The sequence below is a fragment of the Mycolicibacterium baixiangningiae genome, assembly GCF_016313185.1.
Lineage (GTDB): Bacteria > Actinomycetota > Actinomycetes > Mycobacteriales > Mycobacteriaceae > Mycobacterium > Mycobacterium baixiangningiae.
In genome coordinates, this window is record NZ_CP066218.1 from 4,609,949 (window position 1) to 4,622,745 (window position 12,797).

Sequence of the window (12,797 nt, forward strand, 5' to 3'; positions counted from 1 at the left end):
TTTACACCCGCGCGGGCAGGAATCCCAGGCGGTCGTATACCCGCTGGAGCGTTTTGGCAGTCACATCGCGGGCCCGCTCGGCGCCGGTGGCCAGCACCCCTTCGAGTTCGGCCGGATCGGCAAGCAGTTCGTCGACCCGGTTCTTGACGGGGGTGACGAACTCGACCACCGCCTCGGCGGTGTCCTTCTTCAGATCGCCGTAACCGCGGCCCTGGTAGGCCTCGACCAGTGCGTCGACGTCTGTGCCGGTGACCGCCGACTGGATGGTCAGCAGATTCGACACCCCCGCCTTGGCTTCGCGGTCGAAGCGGATCTCGCGTTCGCTGTCGGTGACCGCCGAGCGGATCTTCTTGGCCGTCGCCTTCGGGTCGTCGAGCAGGCTGATCAGGCCGGCGTCCGTACCGGCCGACTTGCTCATCTTCGCGGTCGGATCCTGCAGGTCGTAGATCTTCGCGGTGGCCTTCGGGATCATCGGTTCGGGCACGACGAAGGTGTCCGGGAACCGCGCGTTGACCCGCTGCGCGACATCGCGGGCGAGTTCGAGGTGCTGGCGCTGGTCCTCGCCGACGGGCACCAGATCGGTGTCGTAGAGCAGCACGTCGGCGGCCATCAGCACCGGGTAGGTGAACAGCCCGACGGTGGTGGCGTCCGCGCCCTGCTTCTGCGACTTGTCCTTGAACTGCGTCATCCGCGAGGCCTGTCCGAAGCCGGTGAAACAGCCCAGCACCCAAGCCAATTCGGCGTGGGCGGGCACATGGCTCTGCACGAAGACGGTGCTGCGCGCCGGATCGATACCCAGCGCCAGGTACTGCGCGGCGGTGACCAGGGTGCGGCGGCGCAACGTCGCGGGGTCCTGCGGGACGGTGATCGCGTGCAGGTCGACGACGCAGAAGTAGGCGTCGTAACCGTCCTGCAGGGCCGTCCAGTGCGTCACGGCCCCCAGCGCGTTGCCCAGGTGCAGCGAATCAGAGGTGGGCTGCACACCCGAGAAGACGACACGTGGCACGGCGGGAGGGGTCTCGACTGGGGAGTTCATGATGACCCCGATCTTTCCACGCTACGAGTACTCGACGGTGACGGGCGCGTGGTCCGACCAGCGCAGCGCGTAGGCGTCGGCGCGTTCCACCCGGGCGACCTGCGCCCGTGGCGCCAGTGACGGGGTGGCCAACTGATAGTCGATCCGCCAGCCGGCGTCGTTGTCGAACGCCCGTCCACGCCACGACCACCAGCTGTAGGGTCCGGCCACGTCGGGGTGCAGTGCGCGCACCACGTCCACCCAGCCGGTGGCCAGCAGGTCGGCCACCCACTGGCGCTCACTGGGCAGGAACCCGGACTTCTTGAGGTTGCCCTTCCAGTTTTTGATATCCAGCTCACTTGGCGCGATGTTCCAGTCGCCGCACACCACGGCGTCGGTCCCGCGGATCTGAGCCATCCGGGTCGCGAGCGTGGCCATGAACCGTTCCTTCTCCAGCTGCCGGTCGGTGTCGGCCTCGCCGGTCTGCACGTACACGCTGGCCACCGTCACCCCGCCGGTGTCGACCTCGAGGTAACGGCCGTGCTCGCCGAACTCCTCGGACTCCATGGGGCGATGCTCGTGGATGGCGTGTCGCGACAACACCGCGACTCCGTTGCGGCCCTTCAGATGAGGGGCGGCTGAGGCGAGGTGCCAGCCGTCGGCAAGTGCGGGAGCCAGCGCGTCGGCCAGTTGCTCGTCGTCGGCGCGGGTCTCCTGCAGGCACACCACGTCGGCGGTGGTCTCCTTCAGCCAGGCCAGCAGCCCGAGGTTCTCGGTGGACCGTTGCCTGACCGCGGCGCGGATGCCGTTGACGTTGATGGTGCTGACTATCACGGCGCCAGACCCTCGCCCCCGCCCCCTGACCGGCTACCTTGCGGTACCGGCGGTATCACCTTTAACCTCGGGCACCATGACCGAACGCGCACCGATCCACGTCGGATCCGGCGAACCCATGCTGTTGCTGCACCCCTTCATGATGTCGCAGAACGTGTGGAAGAAGGTCGCCCCGGCGATCGCGGGAGTAGATGTCGCCGACCCGGCGGCTCCGGCCACCGGCCGCTACGAGGTCTACGCGCCCACGATGCCCGGCCACAACGGCGGCGTGAAGGGCCCGTTCTTCCTCGACAGCGCCTCACTGGCCGACGACATGGAACGCCGGATGGACGCCCTGGGCTGGGAGACCGCCCACATCGTGGGTAACTCGCTGGGCGGCTGGGTGGCCTTCGAACTGGAGCGGCGCGGACGGGCCCGCACGTTGACCGGCATCGCCCCCGCGGGCGGCTGGCGGCACTTCACGCCCGCCAAGTTCGAGATCGTCGGCAAGTTCCTCGCCGGGCTGCCGATCTACGTCGTGGTCAAGTTGCTCGGCAACCGGGTGTTGAAACTGCCCGTCACGCCCTACCTGACCTACCCCGCCGTCAGCGCCACGCGGGCGGGCCTGTCCGATGAGGACGTCGCCGACATCATCGACGACGTCGCGCACTGCCCCGCCTACTACCAGCTGCTGATCAAGTCGCTGACGCTGCCCGGTCTGCTCGAGATCGCCGAGGGCAAGTCCCCGACGCACCTGGTGATCTGCGAGAAGGACCGGGTGCTGCCACATCCGCGGTTCACCCGGCACTTCACCGAGCACCTTCCCTCGGACACCCAGGTGACCCACCTCGACGGCGTCGGCCACATCCCGATGTTCGAGGCGCCCGACCGGATCGCGCAGCTGATCGTCGAATTCGTCGACCGTCACGCGGGCCCCAACCGAGCCATCGGCTGATCTGGGTCGGCCCTGCCTCACAGCGCCGCCAGCGCGGCCCGCAACCGGCCGTCGAGATCGCCGGTAGTCGGGCATCAAGGTGTCCTCGGTTCCGTGTAAATACTGCGTTACACAGAGGTAGGACGAGCAGCCACGCCCCCGCATTTCACGGCGTGACGGGCATCACACCGTTGGTCAGTCTTCCGTCACCGGTGCGACGGTTGCGGCCTCCAACGCCTCGTTGAGGGTCTTGCTCGGCCGCATCACGGCGGTGGTCTTCTCGCGGTCCGGGTAGTAGTAGCCCCCGATGTCCACCGAGTCACCCTGCGCCTCGTTGAGTTCGGCGACGATGGTGTCCTCGTTCTCGGCCAGCGACTTCGCCAGCGGCCCGAAGTGGTCGGCGAGTTCCTGGTCGTCGGTCTGGCCGGCGAGCTCCTGCGCCCAGTACATCGCGAGGTAGAACTGGCTGCCGCGGTTGTCGAGCTCGCCGGTCTTGCGCGACGGGCTCTTGTCGTTCTCCAGCAGTGTGCCGATCGCCGAATCCAGCGTCTTGCCGAGCAGGATGGCGCGCTTGTTCCCGGTCTTGGCGCCCATGTCCTCGAAACACGCACCGAGCGCGAGGAATTCGCCGAGCGAATCCCACCGCAGGTGGTTCTCCTCGACGAGCTGGTGGACGTGCTTGGGCGCCGAACCGCCGGCACCCGTCTCGTACAGCCCGCCGCCGGCCATCAGCGGCACGATCGAAAGCATCTTGGCGCTGGTGCCCAGTTCCAGGATCGGGAACAGGTCGGTCAGGTAATCGCGCAGGATGTTGCCGGTCACGGCGATGGTGTCCTGGCCGCGGATCACCCGCTCCAGCGTGTACCGCATCGCCCACACCTGCGGCATGATCTGGATGTGAAGGCCCTCGGTGTCGTGGTCCTTCAGGTACTCCTTGACCTTCTTACGCAGTTCGGCCTCGTGCGGACGCTCGGTGTCGAGCCAGAACAGCGTGGTCATACCCGACGCCCGCGCCCGCGTGACGGCCAGCTTCACCCAGTCCCGGATCGCCGCGTCTTTCACGATCGGCATGCGCCAGATGTCGCCGGTCTCGACGTTCTGCGTCAGCAGCACTTCACCCGTGTCGATGTCGACGATGTTCGCGACGCCGTCCTCGGGGATCTCGAACGTCTTGTCGTGGCTGCCGTACTCCTCGGCCTTCTGCGCCATCAGACCCACGTTCGGCACGGTGCCCATGGTCGTCGGGTCGAACTGGCCGTGGGTCTTACAGAAGTTCACCATCTCCTGGTAGATCCGGGAGAACGTGGATTCGGGGTTGACCGCCTTGGTGTCCTTGGTCCGGCCGTCGGCGCCGTACATCTTGCCGCCGAGCCGGATCATCGCGGGCATCGACGCGTCGACGATCACGTCGCTGGGTGAGTGGAAGTTCGTGATGCCGCGGGCGGAATCGACCATGGCCAACTCGGGCCTGTGCTCGTGGACGGAGTGGATGTCCTGGATGATCTCCTCGCGCTGCGACGCAGGCAGCGATTCGATCTTGTCGTACAGATCCGACATGCCGTTGTTGACGTTGACGCCGAGCTCGTCGAGCACCTTCTGGTGTTTGGCGAACGCCTCCTTGTAGAAGACCTTGACCGCATGGCCGAACACGATGGGGTGGCTGACCTTCATCATGGTCGCCTTGACGTGCAGCGAGAACATCACGCCGGTCTTGTAGGCGTCCTCGATCTGCTCTTCGAAGAACTCGCACAGCGCTTTCTTGCTCATGTACATGCTGTCGATGACGTCACCCGCGTCGAGCTCGACCTCCGGCTTGAGCACCAGCGTCTCGCCGCTCTTGGTCTCGAGCACCATCTTGACCTTGCGGTCCTTGTCGAGCGTCATCGACTTCTCGCCGTGGTAGAAGTCGCCGGTCTTCATGGTCGCGACGTGGGTGCGCGACGCCTGGCTCCACTCGCCCATGCTGTGCGGGTGCCTGCGGGCGTACTCCTTGACCGCTTTGGGTGCGCGTCGGTCCGAATTGCCCTCGCGGAGAACGGGATTGACCGCGCTGCCGAGGCAGTTGGCGTAGCGCCTGCGGATGTCCTTCTCCTCGTCGGTCTTGGGGTCCCCGGGGAGGTCCGGCAGGTCGTACCCCTTGGCCTTGAGCTCCTTGATGGCGGCCACCAGCTGCGGCACCGAGGCGCTGATGTTCGGCAGCTTGATGATGTTGGTGTCCGGATCCTGCGTCAGCTTGCCGAGCTCGCCGAGGTTGTCCGGTACGCGCTGCTCCTCGGTCAGCCGCTCGGGGAATTCGGCCAGGATGCGGGCCGCGACGGAGATGTCGCTGGTCTGCACCGCGATTCCGGCCGGCTCCGCGAACGTCCGGACGATCGGCAGGAACCCGTAGGTCGCAAGCATCGGCGCCTCGTCGGTCAGCGTGTAGATGATGGTCGGCTGCTCGGCGCTCATATGGTGTTCTCCCGGCGTCAGATCGAAGCTCCGCGTTGTCGGCTACGACGCTACCCGGCAGACACCGTCGCAGAAACTGCTCCCTGCGGATCGGGCCATACCAGCGGATTACGTGGTGGCAGCCCCGGCGGGTGGTGAGATAAGCTCGCTGGCGGTCATGAGTGCCAGCGTCAAGCCCCGGCTTGCTGGCCGGCAACCCTCCAACCGCGGTGGGGTGCCCTGGGTGATGACCAGGTTGAGTAGCCGTGACGGCTACGCGGCAAGCGCGGGTCCGACAGCACGGGCCCCCAGACGACAGATGGAGGTTCGTTGCACATGAGCACGCCAGAAGACCCGACGGCACTGTGGGCATTCGAGACCAAACAGGTCCACGCCGGCCAGACACCCGACACGGCCACCAACGCCCGCGCACTGCCGATCTACCAGACCACCTCATACACGTTCCGCGACACCGACCACGCCGCGGCGCTGTTCGGCCTGGCCGAGACCGGCAACATCTACACCCGCATCATGAACCCCACGACCGATGTCGTGGAGCAGCGCATCGCCGCGCTCGAAGGGGGCGTCGCGGCGCTGTTCCTGTCCTCCGGGCAGGCCGCCGAGACCTTCGCGATCCTCAACATCGCCAACGCCGGCGACCACATCGTGTCCAGCCCTCGGCTCTACGGCGGCACCTACAACCTCTTCCACTACACGCTGCCCAAACTCGGCATCGACGTCAGCTTCGTGGACAACCCCGATGACCTCGACTCGTGGCGGGCCGCGGTGCGCCCCAACACCAAGGCGTTCTTCGGGGAGACCATCTCCAACCCGCAGATCGACATCCTCGACATCCCCAACGTCGCCGCCGTCGCCCACGAGGCCGGCGTTCCGCTGATCGTCGACAACACCATCGCCACGCCGTATCTGATCCAGCCGCTGGCCCACGGCGCCGACATCGTCGTGCACTCGGCCACCAAATACCTCGGCGGGCACGGCAACGCGATCGCCGGCGTCATCGTCGACGGCGGCACGTTCGACTGGACCAACGGCAACTTCCCCGGCTTCACCACACCGGATCCGAGCTACCACGGGGTGGTGTTCGCCGAACTCGGGCCGCCCGCATACGCACTCAAGGCGCGCGTACAGCTGTTGCGTGACCTCGGCTCGGCCGCCGCACCGTTCAACGCGTTCCTGATCGCCCAGGGGCTGGAGACGTTGAGTCTGCGGCTGGAGCGCCACGTGGAGAATGCGCAGAAGGTCGCCGAGTACCTGGCCGGGCACCCCGACGTGTTGTCGGTGAACTACGCCGGGCTGCCCGATTCGCCGTGGTACGAACTCGGAAAGAAGTTGGCGCCCAGGGGAACCGGTGCGGTGTTGGCCTTCGAGTTGGCCGGCGGTGTCGACGCGGGCAAGGCGTTCGTCAACGCGCTCACGTTGCACAGCCACGTCGCGAACATCGGCGATGTGCGCTCGCTGGTGATCCACCCGGCCTCCACGACGCACGCCCAGCTCAGCCCGCAGGAGCAGCTGGCCAGCGGCGTCACCCCCGGCCTGGTCCGGCTGGCCGTCGGGATCGAGGGCATCGCCGACATCCTCGCCGACCTCGAGCAGGGTTTCGCCGCCGCCAGACCGGTCCGCGCCGCCACGGCCGATGCGCAGCCGGTCGCCTGAAGCCGAAGAGACCGCAAGTGACGATTTTTGACGTGCCCATCACCACACTGCCGGCCGAAGGGGAGATCGGCGTCGTCGACATCGGCCCGCTGACCCTGGAGAGCGGTGCGGTGCTCGACGACGTGTCGATCGCCGTGCAGCGCTGGGGCGAACTCTCCCCCAGCCGCGACAACGTCGTGATGGTGCTCCATGCGCTGACCGGCGACTCCCACATCACCGGCCCCGCCGGACCCGACCACCCCACCCCGGGCTGGTGGGACGGCGTCGCAGGGCCGGGCGCCCCGATCGACACCGACCGCTGGTGCGCGGTGTCGACGAACGTGCTCGGCGGCTGCCGGGGGTCGACGGGCCCGGCGTCGATCGCCCCCGACGGCAGGCCGTGGGGTTCGCGCTTCCCCACCGTGACGATCCGCGACCAGGTGACCGCCGACCTCGCCGCACTCGAGGCGCTGGGCGTCACCGAGGTCGCCGCGGTGGTGGGTGGGTCCATGGGCGGTGCGCGTGCGCTCGAGTGGATCGTCGGCCACCCGCAGACGGTCCGGGCGGCGCTGATCCTCGCGGTGGGCGCCCGTGCCACCGCCGATCAGATCGGCACGCAGAGCACCCAGGTCGCCGCGATCAAGGCCGATCCGGACTGGTGCGGTGGCGATTACCACGACAGCGGCCGCGTCCCGGTCACCGGACTCGGGATCGCCCGCCGCTTCGCCCATCTGACCTACCGCGGTGAGCTGGAGCTGGACAACCGGTTCGGCAACGACGTCCAGGGGGACGAGAACCCGACGACGGGCGGGCGGTACGCGGTGCAGAGCTACCTGGAGTACCAGGGCGCGAAGCTGGTCGAGCGGTTCGATGCCGGCACCTACGTGGCGCTCACCGACGCCTTGTCGAGCCACGACGTCGGCCGCGGCCGGGGCGGTGTGCGTGCCGCACTGCAGAGTTGCCGGGTGCCCGCGGTCGTCGGGGGGATCACCTCCGACCGGCTCTACCCCCTGCGGTTGCAGGCGGAGCTCGCCGAACTGCTGCCCGGGTGCACCGGGCTGGACGTGGTCGATTCGATCTTCGGCCACGACGGGTTCCTGGTCGAGACGGAGGCCGTCGGCACGCTGATCCGGCGCACCCTGGAGCTGGCGGCACGGTGACCGACCCGTCGCTGTCCTTCGGCGCGCAGGCCGCGGCCTACGAACGGGGCAGGCCGTCGTATCCGCCGGATGCGATCGACTGGCTGTTGCCCCGCGGCGCGCACACCGTGCTCGATCTCGGCGCGGGCACCGGCAAGCTGACCACGCGGCTGGTCGAACGCGGTCTGGACGTCATCGCCGTCGACCCCATCCCCGAGATGCTCGAGGTGCTGACCGGCGCGCTGCCCGACACCCCGGCGCTGCTCGGTACGGCCGAGGAGATCCCGCTGGCCGACGACAGCGTCGACGCGGTGCTCGTCGCCCAGGCCTGGCACTGGTTCGATCCCGAACGCGCCGTCAAGGAGGTCACCCGCGTCCTGCGGCCCGGTGGGCGGCTCGGGCTGGTGTGGAACACCCGCGACGAAAGATCCGGCTGGGTCAAGGATCTGGGCAGCGTCATCGGCCACGAGAACGATCCGTTCACCGACCAGGTGTCGCTGCCGGGCCCGTTCACCGATGTCGAGCGTCACCATGTCGAGTGGACGAGCTATCTGACGCCGCAGGCGCTCATCGATCTGGTGGCCTCGCGCAGCTACTGCATCACCTCTCCGGCCGAGGTCCGCACCCGCACGCTCGACCGGGTGCGCGAACTGCTCGCTACCCACCCCGCACTGGTGAACGCGACCGGCCTGGCGCTGCCCTACGTCACGGTGTGCATCCGGGCGACGGCGGGCTGACGGGCGGCGCTAGCTCGTGCCGAGCGGATCGATCGTCCACGCGACGTAGAACATCGTCGCGCTGACCGACGCGGTGGTGACGAAGTCGATTCCCTTGCTGCGCACGGCGAGAAGGCCCGCACGCTCATCGCTGAGCGAGATCCGCAGTGCCGCAGCAACTCCCACACCGACGGCGAGCACAAGGGCGCCGCGGCGCCAGTATCCGGCGACGACGAGGCCGAACGCCGCGACGACGATCAGGCCGACCACCAGGATCGGCCACTGCCCCGCGAAGACCTTGCGGGCGAAGTCTTTGGGGGTCACGCGCGCGCGAGAGCCTCGGCGCGCTCGACGACGTTGGTCAACAGGAACGCCCGGGTCAGCGGGCCGACTCCGCCCGGATTGGGCGACACGTGCCCGGCCACCTCCCACACGTCGGGTGCGACGTCGCCGACGAGCTTGCCGTTGTCGTCGCGGCTGACCCCGACGTCGATCACCGCCGCACCCGGCCGGACCATCTCGGCGGTCACCATGTGCGGCACACCGGCCGCGGCGATGATGATGTCGGCTTGGCGCGTGTGCTGGGGTAGGTGGCGGGTTGCGGTGTGGCACAACGTGACCGTGGCGTTCTCCGACCGGCGGGTGAGCAGCAACCCCAGTGGCCGTCCGACGGTGACGCCACGGCCGATCACCACGACGTGCGCGCCCGCGATCTCGACCTCGAACCGGCGCAGCAGGTGCACGATCCCGCGCGGCGTGCACGGCAGCGGCGCGGGCTCGTTGAGCACCAGCCGGCCCAGGTTGGTCGGGTGCAGGCCGTCGGCGTCCTTGCCGGGGTCGATCCGCTCGAGCGCCGCGTTCTCGTCGAGATGCTTCGGCAGCGGCAGCTGGACGATGTAACCGGTGCACTCCGGGTTGGCGTTGAGCTCGTCGATGGTGGCGTCGAGTTCGGCCTGGCTGATGTCGGCGGGCAGGTCACGGCGGATCGAGTTGATGCCGACCTTCGCGCAGTCGGCATGCTTCCCGCGGACATAGGCCTGCGAGCCGGGGTCGTCGCCGACCAGCACGGTGCCCAGTCCGGGCGTCCGGCCCGCCTCGGTGAGCGCCGCGACCCGGTCCTTGAGGTCGACGAAGATCTCGTCCCGCGTGGCTTTTCCGTCGAGAGTTATCGCACCCACGCGAGCCATTGTGGCAGGCTCACCGAGTATGAACACCCCGCCAGATGTGTTCACCCCGGCCAAGCTCGGCCCGGTGACATTGCGCAACCGCATCATCAAGGCCGCCACGTTCGAGGCGTCGACGCCGAACGCGCTGGTCACAGACGACCTGATCCACTACCACCGGCTCCCCGCAGCCGGCGGAATCGGGATGACCACGGTCGCCTACTGCGCGGTCGCGCCCGGCGGGCGCACCGACGGCTGGCAGATCTGGATGCGCCCCGAGGCGGTGCCCGGTCTGCGCCGGCTGACCGAGGCGGTGCACGCCGAGGGTGCCGCGATCAGCGCGCAGATCGGCCACGCCGGACCCGTCGCCAACTCCCGCACCAACAAGGCCAGGGCGCTGGCGCCGGTGCGGTTCTTCAACCCGCTGTCGATGCGGTTCGCCAAGAAAGCCACCCGCGACGACATAGCCGAGGTCACCGCGGCGCACGCCAATGCAGCACGGCTGGCGATCGACGCCGGCTTCGACGCCGTCGAGGTCCACCTGGGCCACAACTATCTGGCCAGCTCCTTTCTCAGCCCGCTGATCAACAAGCGCAAGGACGAATACGGCGGGTCGCTGGAGAATCGCGCAAAGGTGGCGCGCGGTGTGGTGCGGGCCGTCCGGGACGCCGTCGGCAATCAGATCGCGGTGACCGCGAAGCTCAACATGACCGACGGTGTGCGCGCGGGCATCCCGCTCGACGAGTCGCTGCAGACTGCCAAGTGGCTCGAGGAGGACGGCGGTCTGGACGCGCTGGAACTCACCGCGGGCAGCTCGCTGGTGAACCCGCTCTACCTGTTCCACGGCGATGCACCGGTCAAGGAGTTCGCCGCCGCGTTCAAACCGCCTCTGAGCTGGGGCATTCGCATGACCGGCAAGAAGTTCTTCCGAGAGTACCCCTACCGCGAGGCGTTTCTGCTGGACAAGGCCAGGAAGTTCCGCGCCGAACTGACGATGCCGCTGATCCTGTTGGGCGGCATCACCAATCGCGAGACGATGGATCTGGCGATGGCCGAGGGATTCGAGTTCGTCGCGATGGGCCGCGCGCTGCTGGCCGAACCCGACCTGATCAACCGGATCAAGGCCGAAGCCACCCCGGGCGAGGTGCGCTCGGCGTGCACGCACTGCAACAAGTGCATGGCGACGATCTACAGCCACACCCACTGTGTGGTGACCGGCGCTCCGGACTCGCTGCCCGTGCTGGGCTGACGACCGGTCCGGCGCCTGCCGCTGAGCGGAATGCGCTGGCATACGCCATCATCGATATTCGCGTATGCAATCATGCCCATAGGTTCCGGCGGTGCCGTCGGTGGATTGGATGGTCCCTCAATGCGTGGCTTCGGCAGGTCGCTGCTCATCACGGTCGTTGCGGTGCTCGGCGCGGCGGTGCTGACCATCGGTTCGACGTTGACCGGAGCGGTGGCGGCGCTGGCCAACCCCGTCGCTCTGATCATGGGAAACAGCGGACGCCCCTGGCCCGAGGAGTCGTACGTCGCCAATGCCATGCGGCGCTACATCGAGCCGAATTCGACCTGCGGCGAGGTGAGCTGCGAGGCCCGCAACGTCTACGGACCGGAGGAGTTCTGGCCCGTCTACGGCGGGTTGACCGCGCTGACGTTCAACCAGTCGACCGATGCGGGGCTGGAGTATCTCGACGCCGCATTGCAGCAGCAGTTGCACGACGCGCCCGACGACAATGTCGTCATCTTCGGCTACTCGCAGAGCGGCCGGATCACCAACCTCATGCTCCGCAGGCTCGCCGACCCGGACTACGCGGAGGGTAATGACAACATCGTTCCGGATGCGGACCAGCTGGAGATCGTCCTGGTCGGCAACTGGAGCCGTCCCAACGGCGGGATCGGGTCCCGATTCAACGGCATCACCGTCCCGTTCCTCGACATCACCTTCGACGGCCCCACCCCGACGGACACCGGTTACCGGATGACCGACATCTCCTACGAATACGACATCATCTCCGACGCTCCCCTGTACCCGGCCAATCTGCTGGCAACGGCGAATGCGGTGCTGGGCTTCTTCTACGCCCACCTCACCTATGCCGACCCGAGTGCCACCTCGCCGGCTTTCCCCTGGGGCTCGAACAGTGAGGCGTCGTTCGAGGAACTGCTGGCCTCGGGGACGGTGCAGAAGTACCCGGGCAAGGGCGACGACCCGAACGGCAACCCCGAGGAGTGGGACAACACCTACGTCCTGATCCCGTCGACCCATCTGCCGTTGCTTCAGCCGATCCGCGACATCGGTGCGGCCACCGGTACGTCCGCGGTCGTCGAACCGCTGATGCGGCTGATCGAGCCGACGCTGAAGGTGTTGATCGACACCGGATATGACCGGACCATCCCGATGGGCCAGAACACCCCGGCCCGCTTGATCCCGCGGATCGACCCGACCAGGCTGACCGCCGACCTCGTCGAGGCGGTCGGAAAGGGTGTCCACGACGCCCTCGGAATCGAATCCGATGTCCCGGACAACCCCTCCGACGACACCGACATCGACACCACCCTGCGCGCCGCGCGGACGGTTGCCGACAAGCCCTTCGCGAAGCCCGCGAAAGTGAAGGGCGAGGACGAGACATCCGAGCCGGCAGAGGATTCCAGCGACAGCTCATCGGATCCGGCGGACAACGAGGACGAGGTGTCGGGCGACCCCGAACAGGAGGACGTGGATCGGGAACTCAGCGAGCCCGCAGAGAACGCGGACAACGCTGACAACGCAGACAACGCACAGAGCCCGGCCACGACGCCGCACTCCCCCACGTCAGAGTCCGCCGATGCAGACCACCCCGATGACTCCACTTCCAAGAGCGCCGAGACCAAGAGCACGGACCGTGCCGCCAGGGAGGCGGACGACGACGCCGCGGCGTAGCTCACACACCTTCG

Annotated in this window: 11 protein-coding genes and 1 riboswitch; of the genes, 6 read left to right on the forward strand and 5 right to left on the reverse strand. The window is 67.8% G+C overall.

Annotated elements, in window-relative coordinates:
• Position 1 precedes the first annotated feature (1 nt).
• Together trpS and I7X18_RS21790 are read right to left on the reverse strand one after the other, a co-directional pair.
• Entirely contained in the window at positions 2-1,036 is a 1,035-nt protein-coding gene (trpS, locus tag I7X18_RS21785; RefSeq protein WP_193046067.1) for a tryptophan--tRNA ligase, read from the reverse strand.
• Between the two features lie 21 nt (positions 1,037-1,057).
• Positions 1,058-1,849 (reverse strand): exodeoxyribonuclease III, encoded by a 792-nt coding sequence (locus I7X18_RS21790; protein WP_193046068.1) that lies wholly within the window; start codon positions 1,847-1,849, stop codon positions 1,058-1,060.
• A gap of 76 nt (positions 1,850-1,925) precedes the next feature.
• On the opposite strand from I7X18_RS21790, the gene I7X18_RS21795 reads away from it, so the two are divergent.
• Complete coding sequence (locus tag I7X18_RS21795) at positions 1,926-2,783, forward strand: epoxide hydrolase EphH (protein ID WP_193046069.1); 858 nt, start codon at positions 1,926-1,928, stop codon at positions 2,781-2,783.
• 174 nt (positions 2,784-2,957) lie between these two features.
• On the opposite strand, the gene I7X18_RS21800 is transcribed toward I7X18_RS21795, so the two are convergent.
• The gene (locus I7X18_RS21800; protein ID WP_193046070.1) at positions 2,958-5,213 is read right to left on the reverse strand and encodes an NADP-dependent isocitrate dehydrogenase; all 2,256 of its coding nucleotides are present in this window, start codon (positions 5,211-5,213) and stop codon (positions 2,958-2,960) included.
• A 153-nt stretch (positions 5,214-5,366) separates the two neighbouring features.
• Positions 5,367-5,485: riboswitch (SAM riboswitch) on the forward strand.
• 43 nt (positions 5,486-5,528) lie between these two features.
• Between I7X18_RS21800 and I7X18_RS21805 the strand changes: the two genes are divergently transcribed.
• From I7X18_RS21805 to I7X18_RS21815, 3 genes are read left to right on the forward strand one after another with little or no spacing between them, the layout of a single operon-like run.
• Positions 5,529-6,866: a bifunctional o-acetylhomoserine/o-acetylserine sulfhydrylase gene (locus I7X18_RS21805; protein ID WP_193046071.1), complete on the forward strand. Its 1,338-nt coding sequence runs from the start codon at positions 5,529-5,531 to the stop codon at positions 6,864-6,866.
• Between the two features lie 17 nt (positions 6,867-6,883).
• Complete coding sequence (metX, locus tag I7X18_RS21810) at positions 6,884-8,005, forward strand: homoserine O-acetyltransferase MetX (RefSeq protein WP_193046072.1); 1,122 nt, start codon at positions 6,884-6,886, stop codon at positions 8,003-8,005.
• The gene (locus tag I7X18_RS21815) at positions 8,002-8,721 is read left to right on the forward strand and encodes a class I SAM-dependent methyltransferase (protein ID WP_193046073.1); all 720 of its coding nucleotides are present in this window, start codon (positions 8,002-8,004) and stop codon (positions 8,719-8,721) included. The genes metX and I7X18_RS21815 overlap by 4 nt, the downstream gene beginning before the upstream one ends.
• Before the next feature lie 9 nt (positions 8,722-8,730).
• On the opposite strand, the gene I7X18_RS21820 is transcribed toward I7X18_RS21815, so the two are convergent.
• Positions 8,731-9,024 (reverse strand): DUF3017 domain-containing protein, encoded by a 294-nt coding sequence (locus I7X18_RS21820; RefSeq protein ID WP_193046074.1) that lies wholly within the window; start codon positions 9,022-9,024, stop codon positions 8,731-8,733.
• Complete coding sequence (locus I7X18_RS21825; protein WP_193046075.1) at positions 9,021-9,878, reverse strand: bifunctional methylenetetrahydrofolate dehydrogenase/methenyltetrahydrofolate cyclohydrolase; 858 nt, start codon at positions 9,876-9,878, stop codon at positions 9,021-9,023. Before I7X18_RS21825 ends, I7X18_RS21820 begins: the two co-directional genes overlap by 4 nt.
• Positions 9,879-9,906: 28 nt before the next feature.
• Here I7X18_RS21825 and I7X18_RS21830 point away from each other — a divergent pair, with 28 nt between their 5' ends.
• Entirely contained in the window at positions 9,907-11,112 is a 1,206-nt protein-coding gene (locus tag I7X18_RS21830) for an NADH:flavin oxidoreductase (RefSeq protein ID WP_193046076.1), read from the forward strand.
• 120 nt (positions 11,113-11,232) lie between these two features.
• Positions 11,233-12,783, forward strand: a complete 1,551-nt coding sequence (locus I7X18_RS21835) for a PE-PPE domain-containing protein (RefSeq protein ID WP_193046077.1) — start codon at positions 11,233-11,235, stop codon at positions 12,781-12,783.
• Positions 12,784-12,797 lie beyond the last annotated feature (14 nt).

What these genes read in the sequence shown, in the direction of transcription:
- trpS (WP_193046067.1), bottom strand. Translation starts at nt 1,036, where the DNA reads ATGAACTCCCCAGTCGAGACCCCTCCCGCCGTGCCACGTGTCGTCTTC.
- I7X18_RS21795 (WP_193046069.1), top strand. Translation starts at nt 1,926, where the DNA reads ATGACCGAACGCGCACCGATCCACGTCGGATCCGGCGAACCCATGCTG.
- I7X18_RS21800 (WP_193046070.1), bottom strand. Translation starts at nt 5,213, where the DNA reads ATGAGCGCCGAGCAGCCGACCATCATCTACACGCTGACCGACGAGGCG.
- I7X18_RS21805 (WP_193046071.1), top strand. Translation starts at nt 5,529, where the DNA reads ATGAGCACGCCAGAAGACCCGACGGCACTGTGGGCATTCGAGACCAAA.
- I7X18_RS21830 (WP_193046076.1), top strand. Translation starts at nt 9,907, where the DNA reads ATGAACACCCCGCCAGATGTGTTCACCCCGGCCAAGCTCGGCCCGGTG.
- I7X18_RS21835 (WP_193046077.1), top strand. Translation starts at nt 11,233, where the DNA reads ATGCGTGGCTTCGGCAGGTCGCTGCTCATCACGGTCGTTGCGGTGCTC.